The following is a 16,947-nucleotide window of genomic DNA, read 5'->3' on the forward strand; positions in this document are numbered from 1 at the left end:
AAAAATGGAGCAGCCTGAATACACGTAGACGCCACAGGGAGCTGCGAGAAAGTCCAAGACCCCGCAGGAACGTGAGTTTCGAGGAGGGCTCGGCGCTCAACCCCATGGAAAGCGAAGTGTATTCAGGCTGCGGGTGATAACAACTGGAACAGCTTTTTTAAAAGTTAATTAAAAAGCCAAAAAATCATACAAAACTTTAGTTTTATTGTTTGGCTTTAGCTTGGGCTGAAATACTTATATCCCTTCCTCATTTAAATTTAGGTAAAATCATTCTAAACTAAATAGGTTTCTCTTTTATAACCAATATTTTTAGGATAAACTTTTACTAGTAAAAGCATTCGATATAATGTTTTTTAAAGAATAATAATTTGGGGAGATTATCATGAAAGCTGTTGGTGTTGTTGTAGAATATAATCCATTTCATAATGGGCATTTGTATCATATCCAAAAGGCGAAGGAACTAACAGATGCTGATATTGTGGTTGCTGTGATGAGTGGTCCTTTTCTTCAGCGAGGGGAACCTGCACTTGTATCAAAATGGTCCCGAGCAGAAATGGCCTTGGAAAATGGAATAGATCTCATAGTCGAGCTTCCCTATTCTTTTGCCACACAGCATGCAGCCGTATTCGCTGCAGGTTCAGTAGAAATTCTTCAAAGTTTAGGATGTGATTTTTTATGTTTCGGGAGTGAATCTGGAGATATAACGGAGTTCTCCCATATGTTCAACCAGTTGCAGGAGAAACAGGTTGAAGAAGATTTACTTGTGAAAGAATCTATTAAAAAAGGGATGAGCTATCCTAAAGCTAAATCACTGGCTATACAGGAATTAACAAATATAGACAAAACATTAGGACTTGATCTTAGTATGCCTAATAATATATTGGGATACGAGTACTACAAAGCCGTACATACCAATAACTATCCCATTGAAGTTTGTACAGTTGCGCGAATGAAGGCAGACTATCATGATAAAATTTTCACATCGGACACGATAGCAAGCGCAACTAGTATTAGACAAGAGCTAGTCAATAAACAAGGTTCATTAAAAACGATTGAACCATTCCTTCCTCCTGCAAGTTTCTATTTACTTCAAAAGTATGAAGAAACCTATCAGACTTATCATACTTGGGAAAACTACTGGGGTTACTTAAAATTTCGAATTTTGCAATCAACTGCAAAAGAGCTAGCCACTATTTACGAAATGGAAGAAGGCTTAGAGTATCGCTTCCTTAAATACGTGAAAGAAGCATCATCATTTGAGGAATATATCCGCCTATTAAAAACGAAGAGATATACTTGGACAAGGCTGCAAAGAATATGTGTCCATATTTTAACAAATGCAAAAAAAGAAGAAATGCTTGCCCAATCAAAGCCAGCCTACATGCGATTACTCGGAACAACAGAAAATGGTCGTTTCTATTTAAAAGAAAAAAAGAAGCAATTTTCACTTCCTATTATCAGTAAACTGTCTGCTTTTGACATAGAGAAAATTGCATTAGATATTCGTGCCTCCCAAATATATGCTTTAGGCGCAGCCGCATCGGTTCAAGAACAGTTACTAAACATGGATTACGCTCAGCCTCCAATTATGAAGTAACTTCCTGTTACGGACCAAACCGCTCACTTTGGTAAAGACGAGCGGTTTGGTTAGATATCTTCTATTTATCACTTTTTCTCATTTATTTTTCTTTTCTTGATTTCCTTTTTAATCACGTCGATATATTTTCTCGTTTCCTCTTCTCCTATCTCAATAATTTTCTCTAAATCCGTAAATGCCTTACTATTAAACATTTCCACAGGGGGTTTAATCATCACATCACTTGCAAATTCTCGCGATTCCACTAATTCCATTTGCATAATATCCAATGAACGCATAATCACATCATAAATATTTGATATGTCTGCATTTACATTCACTTTTGCTACATCTACAGCAATAATAATATCTGCTCCCATTTCTTTTAAAACCGAGACTGGTACTCGGTCGATTACTCCCCCATCTACAAGTAAGCGCCCATCCATTTTCTCTGGAACAAATATACCCGGAATAGAAATACTTGCACGAACTGCATTGGCAATAGAACCTTTCCTGAATACAACCTTTTCCCCTGTTAATAAATCGGTCGCAACCACGGCTACAGGGATATCCAACTCCTCTAAATTTTTCCCATAGGTGAACAAATGGATCAATTCCTTTACTCTATTTCCAGCGATAAAGCCCATTTTCGGCACCGTAAAATCTAAATAATATTTCCGTTTAATGAACTTCGATAACGTGTATAGCCGCTGAATATCGGACCCTGCTCCATACAGACAGCCAACTATGGCACCTATGCTGCTGCCGGCAATATAGTCTATTGGAATATTCTCTTCTCTCAATATTTTTATCACACCAATATGTGCAAATCCTCTCGCTCCACCTGACCCTAACGCTAATCCTATTTTTGGGCGTTCCATAATGTACCACCTATTCTTATCAAAATTCAATCTATCTAATCTTATGGTCTTTTTTTTCAGGTTATGAGTATATTGATTGGTAGAGGGATATTCTTTTAGGCTGTTTGTGTACAAGTATTTCTTTTACACGATAAAAAAAGCCATCCTTTCATAGTGAGAATAAAAACCTACTATTTATATTTGAAGGGGGAGCAATTTAATTTGTTACGCTCAAAATTTAAGACAATCGTACTTGCTTTATCTGCGTCACTATTAGCTCTTGCCCTGATTTCTTTCCCAGGAGTAGCGGTTGACGCTTCAAAAAATGGACTTAACACTTGGTGGACGATTGTTTTTCCTTCACTTCTTCCTTTCCTTATTTTATCTGAAATATTAATAGGTTTTGGTGTTGTCCGTTTTATTGGTGTTTTATTAGAGCCCATTATGCGCCCTCTTTTTAAAGTTCCAGGGGTTGGCGGATTCGTTTGGGCAATGGGAATGGTATCTGGCTTTCCAACTGGAGCAAAATTAACAGCAAGAATGCGCGAGGAAAAACAATTGACTAGAACAGAAGCGGAAAGGCTCGTTTCCTTCTCTAATGCTTCTAATCCGATGTTTATTATCGGTGCTGTTTCTGCCTCTTTTTTTCATAGCCCAAAGCTCGGCCTTCTCCTTGCCTTTTCTCATTACTTAGCCAATTTTACAGTTGGTTTATTTATGAGATTTCATGGGAAGGACACGGAAAAAAAGAAGAACGAACCAAATGAAAAAGCCTCCTTAAAAAGAGCATTGCGAGAACTGCATCATACTCGTTTAAAAGACAAGCGTCCACTTGGTAGACTAATGGGCGATGCGGTAACCTCTTCGATTCAATCCTTATTAATGGTTGGTGGCTTTATTATTCTATTTTCTGTTATTAATCGTTTATTATTTCACTTACATATTACTTCCTTTTTTGCAAAGTTGTTAGAATCTATATTTCAACTGTTTACATTTTCAGGTGATTTAACCATTCCCTTCATCGCTGGCATATTTGAAATTACATTAGGAAGTAAATTAACGAGTGAAGTAGAAACATCCACTCTTATGCACCAAGCTATTTTAACTAGCTGTATTCTTGGATTCAGTGGATTAAGTGTACAGGCACAGGTGGCAAGTATTCTTGCTCAAACAGATATTCGCTTTAAACCTTTTTTCCTAGCAAGAATCATGCAAGCAATCTTCTCTGGCATCTATACGTTTATCGCATGGGACTTCTTTAACAAGACATTTTTGGCAAAAGATACTCCAACTATTGCAATCCCTGGCATAAGCAGAGAGGGAGCTTTCCTTCAACAGATATTTGAAACAATTAGCACATGGGGACCAATCGTAACGATTACTTCCTTACTAATCTATTGTTTTATTTTAATAAAACGCTTTTCTCCAAGAGGAGAATTATAAAAACGCAAGAGCGTGAAGGTGGTAAAAAAAGGATTTCTTAATTATAAAAAAAGGACATCCTGCTAAAAGAAATAGCTGCTAGCATTTCTTTTCGGCAAGGATGTCCTTTTTTTAAAGAGCTCGCTTTTTGGAAAATTTTATTTCCCGTTATCATGAAACTTTGCTCTTAATGCATCATGAACAATCTTCGGAACAAGCTCCGAAATATCTCCATCATATTTGCTCACTTCTTTCACTATACTAGAGCTTAGGAAAGAATATTGGTTATTGGTCATGATAAAAAACGTCTCAATCTCGTCTGATAATACACGGTTCATGGATGTTATCTGCATTTCATATTCAAAGTCTGATACTGCTCGTAATCCTCTAATAATCGCATTTGCATTGACACTTTTTGCATACTCAATAAGAAGTCCCTCATAAGAAGAGACAGAAACATTCTTAATGTCTTTTGTTACTTCTTTAATTAACTCTAATCTTTCATCCACTGAAAAAAAAGGTTTTTTAGCAGAATTATTTAATACACATATGTATACATGATCAAATACCTTAGCAGACCGTTTGATAATATCAATGTGACCATAAGTTATTGGATCGAAACTCCCTGGACAAACTGCTACACTAGCCATCTTTTTTAGTCCTCCGTACCTTTTTGTAAGGAATAAATAGAAACTCCAATTATTCCGTATTTTTCATGTCTTACTTGTTGAAGTCTATTTACAGCCTTAGGTAAAGAAATTTCCGAACCGTGTTCACATACAATGACTCCTTCATCCTTTAACAGACCTGCTTCATCAATAAATGTTAACATTTTTTCTAATTGCTGTTTTTTATATGGTGGATCCAGAAAAATATAATCAAAACTTTTTTCTCTTTTTTGCAATGCTTTTAATGCACGTTCCGCATCATTGCGAAACACTTCTGCTTGACTGTCTAATTTACATATAGAAAGATTTTCTTTAATCGTATGTATTGCTTTTCCTTCTTTGTCTACAAAAATAACAAGATCCAACCCTCTACTTAAGGCTTCAATGCCAAGACCACCGCTCCCAGCAAATAAATCAAGACCTTCGCCCCCTTGAAAGTAAGGACCTATCATATTAAAAATAGCCTCTTTCACTTTATCCGTAGTAGGTCTAGTCGAGTTACCAGGCACTGCCTTCAATGGAATCCCCTTATTTTTACCGGAGACAACTCTCATTTCAATCACCACAACCCTATTTTTCTTTAACTTCTTATACCTTCCCTATCCTACCATAAACCTTTTAGAGAGCCAACATTTTAGAGATTTTTTACTTTTTATCTGATATTTTTAATAAATAGATGTTCATTGAACAGAAATACTCTTATACCATGGTATTATACTATCTACAAATACAGATTAAACTATTCTAAAAACTTCCTAAAAAAATAATCTTATTTTTATGTATAAGCGGTCATTGGATGGGGATAATGTAATTAACAGCATCTATTCGAGGATGTTGTTGCCAACCGCGGAGAAGACTTACGTTTCCCCATAAGTTCTTCCTCCGGTTTCTCCTCTCCCTTTACCTTCTGTCTTGATGAATAATTAGGACGTAGAAGGACCCTGCAGGCAATTGCCTGCAGGTTTTTTTTCGTATTCTATTTTCTTCATACTAAAAAACAGTATTTATGCAGGCTCGGTCAGAAACTTTATCTTCCAACCAGTCTTATCATAAATACTGTTTTTATCCTTTAACTTAAATGAAGGTTTTGATGAAGAGTCTACTAATTTCTGGCCACATTTTTTAAAAGTGATTCGATTAAGAACATCTTTTTTTAAAAAACCTCTTCTTTATATCCCCATTTTATAATCGTATTCTTTCGCCTTATCTGGTCGCGAATTTTCAAATTCCATTTTCAAAAATGGTTTATAGGAAGGCTCTACCTTTTTAACGAAAGAATGAGCATTAATTTTTTCCATTATGCTTTCCACATCACTTTGATTGGTGTAGAGCACAACATATTTTAACCTTTTGGAAATAAAATGAACATTCCCATATCTTCTTAACATTTTTGCTTGTTTTAGTGAAAATAACCAAACAATGATTCCTTGTCGTTGCCCTAGCATAATTTAACCCCTTTAAATACCATTATTTATCATAATAGCATAGGCAAAGAAAATAGAAAAGCTGGAATCTACTTTTATAGAAGCTAGTAAGCAATGAATGGACGCTACAACAATAAAGGCAGTTTTCGTAAAGTTTCTTCACCCGACAGCCTGAATACACTTCGCTTTCCACGAGCTACTCTTAAGCCTCCTTTAGGCATCACTAACGGGGACTCACCTTTCTCGCTAATCCCTGTAGCGTCTATGTGTATTCAGACTGCTCAGTATTTCTAATTAATTTATTTTTCCTATAGCAACAATCTTTTAGAAAACAGCCAAAATAAAAAAGCAATGATCGTAAATTTGACCATTGCTTTTAAGTATATTATGCAGAACAACTACAGCTGCCACCACTTCCACAACCTCCGGAGCAACCAGAAAGTTCATCAAAAAACGGATTACCTGTTGGTACTTTAATAAAAGTAGAAACAGAGCGTCCGATAATGACGCTAACATCATCTAAAAGCTTTTGTAAACCATTCTCGGCTACTTTGAATGCTGCCACATTATCATCTAAATCCATATCGCGTTTAAGCTGTCTAATTTCCATCATTACTTTTTTATATTCAGGATGGTATTTTCCAAAACGCTGAACTTCTTCATATAGCTCTTTCATTTGGTTAAAAGAGTGAATTTTTCGCTGTGTTTCCTTATTTGATTGTATATTGGCCAAACAAATACGGTATTGTTCTGCAACATCTGAATCTAATATCATTTCTGCAATCGCTTCTGCTTCCTCTTGAATAAGGAGTATTTCAGTTGTCGCAAGCACGTATTCGCTCACCTCCACTTCTTATTCTACATGAAAGGCAGAAGAAAGAAAAGGCTTGTTATTTCCTTTTTCCACTCTATTCTTTAATCATTACTTGAAAGGACTTTTTATATTTTGGTGTCTTGCTAGCGACATCTATAACAGATAAGACAATCGCATGTTTTCCTGGTTTTAGTCCTTCCATTACAAATGCTGCAGAAGCGTATTCTTTCATTACCCCGTTCATCTCCACAACTATTTTACCTACTTTCCCCTTGCTATCTTCTCTGAAGGAATAGTCTTTGACTTTACATTCTACAAAAACTTTATTCCCTTTCACGATATAACGAACATCTAAGCCATCTTTTTCTGTATCGGATAGAGAAGCTTGTACAGTCGCAGTAGTAGGAATGGAAAAATGAATAGCATCTTTTTTAGGCTTTACCTCTGGATCAGGAATATCATGCCCACACCCAGCTAGAAGGAGAAAAGCAGGAATACAAATCATTCGAATTTTTTTCAACGTAAACACTCCTGGCAAATTTGATAAATTTTCATTTAGGTTAGTATTACCATTCATGTTTTTTTTACTCTAAGTAATGTTTTTCATTTTGATTAATTAAGATTGGGCGTTCATTGCTTGAAACATGCTAACCATCATGGAAGCCATTTGTACACCATTTGAAAATTTTTGAACACGATCTGGGATGGTTTTCTTATAATAATGAAGTGATGCAATTTCAAAGGCTTCCAATTGATTTGGATTTCTGCTTAATTGTCTATACCATTGTGGCTGCTCCCGAATAAATCGTTGCAATTCCGGACTCTGCGCAATATATTCTTTTAAACTCTGTCTCATATAATCCTCCTATTTAATCTTTTCTAAAAGAAAATGGGCCAGAAGGTTTTTGTTCTGTTGGCGCAGACGACCCACCAGAACCACTATTCGGGGCAAATTGAGAAATGACACCTTGGATGGTTCCCAAAGCTTGATTTAGATTTGCTAAGTACCCCTGTATTTGATTTTGATCCATATTTTTTAAAGTATCGGCGATATTAGATAACCAGACAGTTCGATAAGATGCTTTCTCTTCCTCTTTTTGCTCGGAAGCTTTAGATCCATTTTCTAGCAACCCATCCCATCTTGCATCGTTTGGACCTAATAAATACCAATCCTCATATAATTCCTGTAATGTCACCTTCCCACTTCTCGCTTCTTTCAATATTTTTGGATTTGTTTTTATAAATGCTTTAAATTCTTCTACAGAAGGATGAAGTTTATTATTAGCCATCATTATTCACCTCTAATTTGTTACATCTGCCTATATTACTTTATGATGGGCTTTAAAAAGTGTGCATCCCCTTTACATTCTTAAAAAACTGCCAAATCCGTTTATACAAAAAAACTGTCCACTCCAATTGAAGGGACAGTTTTTTTTACGCTATATCGCTTACCATTGTTCAATAAAATTCTGTGTATAATATTTATCGAATACTCCTACCCCAAGATGGGTAAATTTCTCATTCAATAAACACTCACGATGACCTTTGCTATTTAGCCACCCTTCGATTACTGCAGGGGCATCTGCATAACCTGCTGCGATATTCTCCCCAGCAACTTGATAAAATACATCCCCAGCTTTTAAACGATCCTCTAAATCCCCATACTTCTCTGACGTATGGGAAAAATTCTCGGTTTCAAACATATCTTTACTATGGCCCAATGCCACATCGGCAGTAAGTTGATCCCACTCCACTGCATTTAATTCAAATCTTTTTCGTAACACATTCGTCATATCTAATATTTGTTTTTCATTACCTTCTTGTATTGCTTCACTATCTTCCACATTATTCTCTGTTTCTAATAGTTCTCCTCGATAAACTAGTTCATATGGTCGCAAATGAAGTAATGTTCTTGCATCCATATAGCGAATACTTGATAAAGTGCCGTTAAATTTATCAAAATAAAGCTGTGCGTAATAATCACCTATTTGAATTAACGGGCGATTATTAATTTCATCTTCGGATAATTCAAAACGGTAGGAAGAATTTTCATAGTTAAAGCTAATATTCGTTTCAATTGGTGTCATCGTATAAATATCCCCAACTTCTTGTCCAATTTTATAGGGATTGATATTCACATCACTACCAATTGCATAAACAGTTACCACCTTGCCATTTAGAATTCCTACTTGGAAATACTCGGAGTCTTTCTTATTATAAATCCACCAATCGTATTCATATGCTGATGGATCAATTCTAGTAGGTTCCCCATACTTCTTTTTTAGTTCACTTGCACTTTTACCGATTAAGCTCCCTAATCCTTCTTTAGGAACTGGAAGAATTTGCGTATTCTCGTTTGCCTCTTTAAGATTATCCTCTACTTTTTTAGGATTATCACCATTTTCAACTAATACATCTGGCTGATTATTATTATCTGTTACACTAAAATAAAAACCAATCGCTGATAATACCGCAATAATTACGACAGTTCTTAATAAAATTTTCAGAGGATTCCCCCCTCTCTAGCATTGTTTCTATCAATATATGTAGCATTCTTACTAAATAGTATAACTTACTTTAAATAATTTTAATAGAATAAGCAAATTTTGAATTTTTTCACTTCTAATCAACGAAACCTTATCTAAAAAGAACAATAAAAAAATGCTTCTAAATTGCTAGAAGCATTTTTTACATTTCAAATTTAAAAACCTAATATCGCCTTTATAACAGATGTTGTTTCTCCACCATGATAGAAAACATAGAGAAGTAAATAAACGGCTGTTCCCGTAATGGCTGTAATAAACCAAATAATACTTGTTGTTGGACCTAATTTACGATGTTTTGCATATTGTTTTTTATATCCTGTATACAACATGATAATTCCTAATACGGCCCCTATTGTCGCCAGTGTTATATGAAAAATTAGGAAGATTGTATAATAGATTTTAATATCATCTGGTCCCCCAAAAGAGGTGTTACCAATAAAAATCGTTCTTGATGCATATATCACGAAAAAGATAACAGCAAAAATGGCTGCAAGAAGCATTACCGTCTGATGTTCTTTCCGTTTTCTTTTCTTGATTAATCCCCAGCCAATAGCTACAAAAATGCCACTTAAAACGATAAATGCAGTACTTATTGTCGGCAAAATCGGTAATGTAAATTCCATTAAACTACCCACTCCATAAAGTATTTACCTCTTTGTTTAATAAACTCCCTTAATTCCCTTTAAGATTATCATTATTCACAAGGAACGCCTTCCCCTATAAAACGCATGCCTTCTTTAAAATAATGTAAATACTACCATTGAAACAAATAAAATAGTTAAATATTGAATAGAATAGATAAACATCGCTGTCGCCCATTTATATTCATCTTGTTTTTTGCTTGCTCGGATTCCAGTAATAACCCATCCGATATTTAGTAATGTTGCTAAAATTAAAAACGGAATACCAATTTGATATAACAAAAATGGCAGTGGAAATAAGGCAACAATCCATGCATACGTATGTTTTTTTGTTACGTCAAATCCTTTCACAACAGGTAGCATCGGAATCCCTGCTGCACGATACTCTTCTACTCTACGAATTGCTAAAGCATAGAAATGTGGTGGCTGCCAGATAAACATAATTAAAAATAAGCTCCAAGCCATGACATCAAGTCCTGGATCAATTGCAGCCCATCCAATTAGTGGTGGTACTGCTCCCGAAAAACTACCGATAACTGTATTAGACACAAGTCTGCGCTTCGACCAGATCGTATAAATCACAACATAGCTAAATGCTCCCACTAAGGCTATAACAGTTGCGGTAATAGTAGTTAATAATAAAAACAACGTACCAATTACTAGAAAGCCAAATCCTAAAACTGCCACTTTTATAGGCTTTACCTTTCCTGTTACTGTCGGTCTTGTCTTCGTTCTTTCCATTAACGGATCAATATCACGATCGATAAAATTATTTAAAACACAGGATCCAGCCATAATTAATCCTGAACCAATCAACGTGTATAAAACTGTATCGATTTGCCCTAAAAATTTTGTATCTGTAAAGACAATTGCAAGCCAGATACCTGTAAATACAGTGATTAAGTTTGAATTCACAATTCCTATTTTAATTAATGCAAGAAAATCCTTCCAGGCGCTAGTTTCAGATTGTTTCTGCGTCAATTTGGCATTAGGATATGCGCGATAATTAGCCATTTAATCATGTCTCCCCTCTCATTACATAGTAAAAAGATAATACTATATAAATAACCGTTCATTTTAATTGTGTCATTATTCACATTTAACAATATAGTAATGTTAAAAAAGACTCTTTTGCTATTAAAACATATTTCCACTAAGATTTCTCTCTTTTTTTGAAAAAACTTCAGTTTTCACATTATTGGTAAAGATTAGCATTTTATCCAAACACTTCGAATGCGTTTTACAAATAAAAGACACTCTACTTATTATAGCTTTTTTTTACAAGGAAGCAAATCAATTAACTTTTTTTCCGATGCCTCAAAAGATACTTGCTACTAGATTAAGTAGACTATCTTTCTCTTTAGCATAAATAATAAAAGATAGCACTTTTTCTTTGTGCTATCTTTTATTATTTATTAAAAATGTCTGTTTGTTCGAACAAATGGAGAAGTAGGTTGCTTCGGCTGAGGAATATCAGGAACTTCCTCTTCTTTTGGTTTATAGACTCTTTCATATTTTACAAACATCGAAACATTAACCAAAATCCCCATTCCGATTGATAGTTGTAAAAGGGATGATCCCCCATAGCTTACAAAAGGTACTGGTACACCCGTTAGCGGGATTAATCCAGATACTCCACCAATGTTAATAAACGCTTGAATCCCTATCATACTGGAAATTCCAATTGCCAGTAAGCTGCCAAAAGGATCTTTACACTTTAAGCCCGTATAAATTCCTCGTAAAACAATATAGCTTAGTCCTAATACAACAAAGCTCACACCAAAAATGCCTAATTCCTCAGCAATTACTGCCATGATAAAATCCGTGTGACCATCTGTTAGATAGCCAAGCTTTTGCACCCCTTGTCCCAATCCAACTCCTTTAAGTCCACCAGAGCCAATAGCAATAAGGGAGTTACTCATATGATAACCAGAATCTTGCACAACATCTTCGCCGAACGGGGAATCCATAAATACAAATATTCTCGCCATTTGCTTCTCCGTAAATACACTTTTCCCAGCGATCTGCATGCAAAGAAGTAATAAAAGTAAAAAACCTAAACCAATTAGCAGCAGCTTCGATAAATTCTTCCAGTTCATTCCTGAACAAAGAATAACCGTTGAACCAATCATAAAAATAATAGCCGCTGTTCCAAAATCGGGCTGAACCATAACCAAAGCACAAACAATAACTAAATAGGCTAGCGGTGGGACAACTCCCCTATTAAATTCATTAATATAAGACTGCTTTTTTGAGTAGATAGCCGATAAATAAATAATCACAGATAATTTAACAAACTCCGCCGGCTGAAGACTCGAGGTTCCAATTTTATACCAACTTTGTGCATTTCCATAAACACTACCGAACAAAAATATTCCACCCAAAACAATTATCGAACCAAATACCATTGGAACTAATATTCTATTGCTTAATAAGGCTTTATATGGAAAAATCGCTACAGCAATAAAGGCAATTCCTGCAAATATAATATGCTTAATCTGCTTCTTATAAAAAAAATCGCTACTCTCTTCTCCATAGTATTGGACTGCTGAAACCATGCTCGCACTATAAATCATGATTAACCCAAATAAAATTAGTAGCACCATTGCTATAATAATAGTATAATCATACGATTTTAATATCTTCTTTACCATTCAACCGCATCCCTTATTCATTCTCCTCAATTAGAGTATTCGTTGTGTCTTATCTAATTCCTGCTGTAAAGGATAAACTTCTATTCATTCTATTAAAAGTACTTCCCTTATTATAAAATAATACACCTAACCACTAAAAAAACTCAAACAATGAATGCTTTTGTTTGAGTTTACTTTTTATTTTCTTATAGATGCTTCATGCAAATTCGATAATTCTTTTTCCAATTCATCTAAAATTTTCTTACCAACCTGTTCTTCTACTAATCCTAATCGAATAGCAAAATCTATCTCTTTAGACAATCCATACATTTGCGTATCCAGTACCTCTTCATAAAGAGGACATTGCGGCATTGTTAAATTATCCATCTGAACTTTAATTAGTTTTAATATTTTTTCAGCATCAGCTTTCAATAGCTCATTTGCTTTTTCTTTATGATTAATAATCATTTCAGAAGTCAATCCTATCCCCCCGTTTCCGAGCGATTATCCTATCTATAAAGTTTAAACTCAACCTAGAAAAATTGCAAGAACAATCCCCATTAAAAAGTCTAAAAGTTTCGGTTCTAACATCCTGAATGACAGGAAGACAAGAAGAAGCTATACTTAAATTAACATGGTTATTTGCCTACAAATTTAAAAACACCAGATGTTAACGATATTTTCTTTAAGGAAATCTTTAACACAGCTTAAATGCGCAGAATTTTTAACAATCAAAGAAAGCACATAAGGAGGAGAATTTAAATGGATAGTATTATTCAGGTTTCCGGGTTGGTAAATTTTTCGATTACCATTGATCCAACTGTATGGATATTTGATGATCGTAAACAAACAGCTGATACAGTTTTTGAACCAATTGAGGTGAAAGATGATTTAGAAGCATATACAAAAGAAGCGGCCAAACACTGGGATCAAGAAATTACAGAAGGAGCAAAAATTCCAGATCAGTCCAAAAAAAGCTATAAAAAAGTAGAAATGCTAACTGGAACCTTTTATATGCCCTTAGCACCTTTTATTAAAAATGCAGGGCCGAAAGAAGCGGCAACTACTCTTACAATAACAAGTAACGACGGAGAATATACGATTCCTTTACAAGAGATAGATTCGATTTTCTTATTATTTTGCGTAAAAGGAAAACCGCTTACAGAAGATGGTCCAGTGCATATTTATGACAACAAAAAGGCAAAAGAACAAACTCCTATAAAAAACATCAAAGCATTTAAAATTACATAAAAAAGCTATACCCACATATACGCCATCTAGTAGCTACTAGAATGGCGTATATAGTATTAATGTAGCAAAAGCTTACAATAAGTCTGCCGCTAGCTGTGCTAAAGAGGATCTCTCTCCTTTAACTAATTTCACATGGCCGGCAATTGGTTGGTCTTTAAAACGTTCTACTACATAGCTTAATCCATTATTAAAGGCATCTAAATACGGATGATCAATTTGTTCTGGATCCCCCATTAGCACAATCTTACTTCCTTCTCCTACTCTCGTTAAAATCGTTTTCACTTCATGCTTCGTTAAGTTTTGGGCTTCATCAATAATAATAAATTGGTCAGGAATACTTCTTCCTCTAATATACGTTAATGCCTCCACCTCAATAGAACCCATCCCTGCAAGGATTGCTTCTAATTCTCCAGGTTTCTTTGTATTAAATAAGTACTCGAGATTATCAAAGATTGGTTGCATCCATGGCCTTAACTTCTCTTCCTTCTCTCCAGGAAGAAAACCTAAATCCTTCCCCATCGGTACAATCGGTCTTGCTACTAATAATTTTTTATAATCCCCAAAATCTTCTGTTTGCATCAATCCAGATGCCAATGCCAATAACGTTTTTCCTGTCCCTGCTTTTCCAATTAAAGTAACTAAAGGCATGTCTTTCTTTAATAACATTTCAATCGCCATCGTTTGCTGAACATTTCTTGGGCGAATTCCCCATATATGCTCGTGATCAAACACTAGCTTTTTAACATATTTCCTCGATGAATCCACAATTGCTAAAGCAGAAGAGGAAGATCCTAAAACATCCTTTAAGATAAGAAACTGATTTGGATAATACATCCCATTGCCAATTTCTGCTATAGGAAGCTGTCCATTCTCATAAAAACGATTTAAGACATCAATTGTTACTTGTACATCCATAAAACCAGTATATAAATGCTCATTTTCAACCACGCGGTCACTTAAGAAATCCTCACTTATAAGACCTATTGCATCTGCTTTAACACGAACCAGTGTATCTTTACTTACTAAAATAACGGTTCGTCCATTTTCTTTTTTGCTTTCTTCTATTGATAAATTTTTTGCTACTGCTAATATACGATTATCATTTGTCTTTTCCACAAATATTTCTTGAAGCTCATGAAACGAACGATGATTTAGTTCGATTCGTAAAGTTCCACCATTCTCCAATGGAATTCGATCATGCAACTTTCCTGCTTCTCTTAAGTTATCGATCAATCTAGATATTTGCCTTGCGTTCCTTCCGATTTCATCCATGTATCGTTTTTTGCTGTCTACCTCTTCTAAAGCTACTGCTGGAATTACTACATCATTGTCACTAAAAGAAAAAATGGAATAAGGATCCTGTAACAAGACATTTGTATCCAATACGTAAATTTTACTCAAACCGATGCCCCCTGCTCTAAAACGTCATATATTGCTGCACTTATCCGTGTAACGGAAAGAACCTTGGTAAAATATATGTTTTATCGCATAAAGATAGAAGATATTTTGCACAATAAAGAGAGAGGAAGTGTAAAAAACATAAAAATGCTCATTTACACCTACTAATTAAGTGTAAATGCACACTTTTTAGAAGTTATTCCACCATATTAAAGGAGGTAATTTTTGTGAAAAAAGGATTTTTTTTGATCGCTGTCCTTTTTCTGCTTGCTGGATGTACAAATAATAATGAAGAAAATAGCCAACAATCTGAGAATAAAGCAAATACCCCTCATGTTACAAATGTTAAAAATTCAACCATACAAGAGGTTGACCGTAAAACTGGCCAAGATATCGCCAAAAGGCTCGTATCCCTCGCTACTAGTATTGAGAACGTTAATGATGCAACAGCAGTGGTCATCGGTAAATACGCCCTTGTTGGAGTTGATATTAATGCAGACTTAGATCGTTCAGAAGTAGGTTCAATCAAGTATGCTGTTGCGGAAAGCTTAAAAAACGATCCTGATGGTGCAAATGCTATAGTAATTGCTGATCCTGATATGACTGCAAGACTGAAGGAAATTGGCAATGATATTCAAGATGGGAAGCCTATCCAAGGAATTTTCAATGAATTAGCAGATATAAGCGGAAGACTTATCCCTGAAGTCCCTGCGGATATGATCAAGAATGAACCAGACAGAGATATGAAAAAACAAAACGAAAAATTAAATGAAGAGGAAGAAAAAGAACTGAAAAATGACCAAGATGAACAATCTAATAATCATATAAGAGATTAAAATTCGATTTTCTATGCGATTATATATTATAATGTGCCTATAATCTATTTTTTCCCGAGACTTATATGATTAGAGGTGCAGTAATTGAAAGTACAATGTGTGATATGCGATAAAGTTGAAGATATAGACGAAAACTCTTTTGAGGCAAAACGTCTGAGAAATAGACCAATTCATACGTATATGTGTAAAGAGTGTGAAGATAGGATTGCAGAGAATACAAAGAAAAGAATAGATTCTGGCAACTTCGTCCTTTACCAAAATAAGACACAGGAAGATGATTGGTAAGTAGACAAGCATGGAAATTTAAAAAGAAGATCTTTTAGCTAAGGTCTTCTTTTTTATATACACTTCTATTTTAACGGCATCGTTAATTCAGGGATTATCTTCACTTTCCATAACGATGACTGTTAACCTTATAACTGTTTTCGTTTCATGCCATTTCTCTTTGTCCCAGTACACCGCATCCCCACTTCGATCTTGAAGCCATTCATTCTTTTCCCCTCGAACATAACCTTACACCGCTAACAATTAACAGAAGCTAAGGTATCACTGCTTGATGAACGCCACTTTTTCCACTCAAAATGCTAAATGTGGTTTTCATCTTCTGGATGAACACCACTTTTGCTACTCACCTTCCTAAATGTCGTTTTCATCTCCTGCATGAACACAACTTTTACTACTTACAATGCTAAATCTGGTTTTCATCTCCTGCATGAACGCCACTTTTACTACTCACATTCCTAAATGTGGTTTTCATCTCCTGCATGAACACCATTCTTCCCACTTACATCCCCAAATATAGTTTTCATTTCCAATATGAACGCCATTCTTCCCACTTACATCCCCAAATATAGTTTTCATTTCCAATATGAACGCCA

General features: G+C 35.1%; 19 protein-coding genes. 5 read left to right on the top strand and 14 right to left on the bottom strand.

All coding sequences use genetic code 11. From position 1 onward, the window contains the following. Nucleotides 1–382 precede the first annotated feature (382 nt). Nucleotides 383–1,597 (top strand): nucleotidyltransferase, encoded by a 1,215-nt coding sequence (locus tag RTL21_RS22390; RefSeq protein ID WP_312099292.1) that lies wholly within the window; start codon nt 383–385, stop codon nt 1,595–1,597. 68 nt (nt 1,598–1,665) lie between these two features. Here the strand turns inward: RTL21_RS22390 and RTL21_RS22395 are convergent, their stop codons facing one another. Next, nucleotides 1,666–2,457, bottom strand: coding sequence for a patatin-like phospholipase family protein (locus RTL21_RS22395; protein ID WP_312099294.1), 792 nt, complete (start codon nt 2,455–2,457; stop codon nt 1,666–1,668). A gap of 201 nt (nt 2,458–2,658) precedes the next feature. Between RTL21_RS22395 and ylbJ the strand changes: the two genes are divergently transcribed. Further along, the gene (gene ylbJ, locus RTL21_RS22400; RefSeq protein ID WP_312099296.1) at nt 2,659–3,879 is read left to right on the top strand and encodes a sporulation integral membrane protein YlbJ; all 1,221 of its coding nucleotides are present in this window, start codon (nt 2,659–2,661) and stop codon (nt 3,877–3,879) included. A gap of 137 nt (nt 3,880–4,016) precedes the next feature. Here ylbJ and coaD read toward each other — a convergent pair whose 3' ends face one another. From coaD to RTL21_RS22460, 12 genes are all read right to left on the bottom strand, one after another. Beyond that, on the bottom strand, nt 4,017–4,508 hold the full coding sequence (coaD, locus tag RTL21_RS22405) for a pantetheine-phosphate adenylyltransferase (protein ID WP_312099298.1): 492 nt from the start codon (nt 4,506–4,508) through the stop codon (nt 4,017–4,019). A 5-nt stretch (nt 4,509–4,513) separates the two neighbouring features. Continuing rightward, nucleotides 4,514–5,080, bottom strand: coding sequence for a 16S rRNA (guanine(966)-N(2))-methyltransferase RsmD (gene rsmD / locus RTL21_RS22410; RefSeq protein WP_312099322.1), 567 nt, complete (start codon nt 5,078–5,080; stop codon nt 4,514–4,516). 615 nt (nt 5,081–5,695) lie between these two features. After that, the gene (locus tag RTL21_RS22415) at nt 5,696–5,971 is read right to left on the bottom strand and encodes a YlbG family protein (protein ID WP_047939889.1); all 276 of its coding nucleotides are present in this window, start codon (nt 5,969–5,971) and stop codon (nt 5,696–5,698) included. A 364-nt stretch (nt 5,972–6,335) separates the two neighbouring features. Then, the gene (locus tag RTL21_RS22420; RefSeq protein ID WP_312099302.1) at nt 6,336–6,782 is read right to left on the bottom strand and encodes a YlbF/YmcA family competence regulator; all 447 of its coding nucleotides are present in this window, start codon (nt 6,780–6,782) and stop codon (nt 6,336–6,338) included. A 76-nt stretch (nt 6,783–6,858) separates the two neighbouring features. After that, entirely contained in the window at nt 6,859–7,284 is a 426-nt protein-coding gene (locus RTL21_RS22425) for a hypothetical protein (RefSeq protein WP_312099304.1), read from the bottom strand. A gap of 96 nt (nt 7,285–7,380) precedes the next feature. Beyond that, a complete protein-coding gene (locus RTL21_RS22430; protein ID WP_312099306.1) occupies nt 7,381–7,620 on the bottom strand; it encodes a YlbE-like family protein in 240 nt (79 codons plus the stop codon). Nucleotides 7,621–7,633: 13 nt separating this feature from the next. Continuing rightward, nucleotides 7,634–8,053, bottom strand: a complete 420-nt coding sequence (locus RTL21_RS22435; protein ID WP_312099307.1) for a YlbD family protein — start codon at nt 8,051–8,053, stop codon at nt 7,634–7,636. A 159-nt stretch (nt 8,054–8,212) separates the two neighbouring features. Then, entirely contained in the window at nt 8,213–9,271 is a 1,059-nt protein-coding gene (locus RTL21_RS22440; protein WP_312099324.1) for a CAP domain-containing protein, read from the bottom strand. Nucleotides 9,272–9,465: 194 nt separating this feature from the next. Beyond that, the gene (locus RTL21_RS22445; protein WP_312099309.1) at nt 9,466–9,933 is read right to left on the bottom strand and encodes a DUF420 domain-containing protein; all 468 of its coding nucleotides are present in this window, start codon (nt 9,931–9,933) and stop codon (nt 9,466–9,468) included. 114 nt (nt 9,934–10,047) lie between these two features. Then, nucleotides 10,048–10,965 (bottom strand): heme o synthase, encoded by a 918-nt coding sequence (cyoE, locus tag RTL21_RS22450; protein WP_312099311.1) that lies wholly within the window; start codon nt 10,963–10,965, stop codon nt 10,048–10,050. 401 nt (nt 10,966–11,366) lie between these two features. Further along, the gene (locus tag RTL21_RS22455; protein WP_312099313.1) at nt 11,367–12,605 is read right to left on the bottom strand and encodes an FtsW/RodA/SpoVE family cell cycle protein; all 1,239 of its coding nucleotides are present in this window, start codon (nt 12,603–12,605) and stop codon (nt 11,367–11,369) included. Nucleotides 12,606–12,782: 177 nt separating this feature from the next. Next, entirely contained in the window at nt 12,783–13,064 is a 282-nt protein-coding gene (locus RTL21_RS22460; RefSeq protein ID WP_312099315.1) for an Fpa/YlaN family protein, read from the bottom strand. 282 nt (nt 13,065–13,346) lie between these two features. Between RTL21_RS22460 and RTL21_RS22465 the strand changes: the two genes are divergently transcribed. Then, nucleotides 13,347–13,835 carry a peptidyl-prolyl cis-trans isomerase gene (locus tag RTL21_RS22465; protein ID WP_312099317.1) on the top strand — a complete coding sequence of 163 codons (489 nt, stop codon included), beginning with the start codon at nt 13,347–13,349 and terminating at the stop codon, nt 13,833–13,835. A gap of 72 nt (nt 13,836–13,907) precedes the next feature. Here RTL21_RS22465 and RTL21_RS22470 read toward each other — a convergent pair whose 3' ends face one another. Then, nucleotides 13,908–15,236: a PhoH family protein gene (locus RTL21_RS22470; RefSeq protein WP_396954492.1), complete on the bottom strand. Its 1,329-nt coding sequence runs from the start codon at nt 15,234–15,236 to the stop codon at nt 13,908–13,910. Between the two features lie 224 nt (nt 15,237–15,460). Here RTL21_RS22470 and RTL21_RS22475 point away from each other — a divergent pair, with 224 nt between their 5' ends. Beyond that, nucleotides 15,461–16,069: a YhcN/YlaJ family sporulation lipoprotein gene (locus RTL21_RS22475; RefSeq protein WP_312099318.1), complete on the top strand. Its 609-nt coding sequence runs from the start codon at nt 15,461–15,463 to the stop codon at nt 16,067–16,069. Nucleotides 16,070–16,153: 84 nt separating this feature from the next. Then, nucleotides 16,154–16,354 (top strand): YlaI family protein, encoded by a 201-nt coding sequence (locus RTL21_RS22480; protein ID WP_312099320.1) that lies wholly within the window; start codon nt 16,154–16,156, stop codon nt 16,352–16,354. Nucleotides 16,355–16,947: the final 593 nt, after the last annotated feature.

Origin of the sequence: Niallia sp. (assembly GCF_031978665.1) — a bacterium.
Taxonomy (GTDB): domain Bacteria; phylum Bacillota; class Bacilli; order Bacillales; family Cytobacillaceae; genus Niallia.

Coding starts and splice junctions, on each gene's coding strand:
- RTL21_RS22455 (WP_312099313.1), bottom strand. CDS start 12,605: ATGGTAAAGAAGATATTAAAATCGTATGATTATACTATTATTATAGCA.
- RTL21_RS22415 (WP_047939889.1), bottom strand. CDS start 5,971: ATGCTAGGGCAACGACAAGGAATCATTGTTTGGTTATTTTCACTAAAA.
- RTL21_RS22390 (WP_312099292.1), top strand. CDS start 383: ATGAAAGCTGTTGGTGTTGTTGTAGAATATAATCCATTTCATAATGGG.
- RTL21_RS22395 (WP_312099294.1), bottom strand. CDS start 2,457: ATGGAACGCCCAAAAATAGGATTAGCGTTAGGGTCAGGTGGAGCGAGA.
- RTL21_RS22435 (WP_312099307.1), bottom strand. CDS start 8,053: ATGGCTAATAATAAACTTCATCCTTCTGTAGAAGAATTTAAAGCATTT.
- RTL21_RS22465 (WP_312099317.1), top strand. CDS start 13,347: ATGGATAGTATTATTCAGGTTTCCGGGTTGGTAAATTTTTCGATTACC.
- RTL21_RS22445 (WP_312099309.1), bottom strand. CDS start 9,933: ATGGAATTTACATTACCGATTTTGCCGACAATAAGTACTGCATTTATC.
- RTL21_RS22430 (WP_312099306.1), bottom strand. CDS start 7,620: ATGAGACAGAGTTTAAAAGAATATATTGCGCAGAGTCCGGAATTGCAA.
- cyoE (WP_312099311.1), bottom strand. CDS start 10,965: ATGGCTAATTATCGCGCATATCCTAATGCCAAATTGACGCAGAAACAA.
- coaD (WP_312099298.1), bottom strand. CDS start 4,508: ATGGCTAGTGTAGCAGTTTGTCCAGGGAGTTTCGATCCAATAACTTAT.
- rsmD (WP_312099322.1), bottom strand. CDS start 5,080: ATGAGAGTTGTCTCCGGTAAAAATAAGGGGATTCCATTGAAGGCAGTG.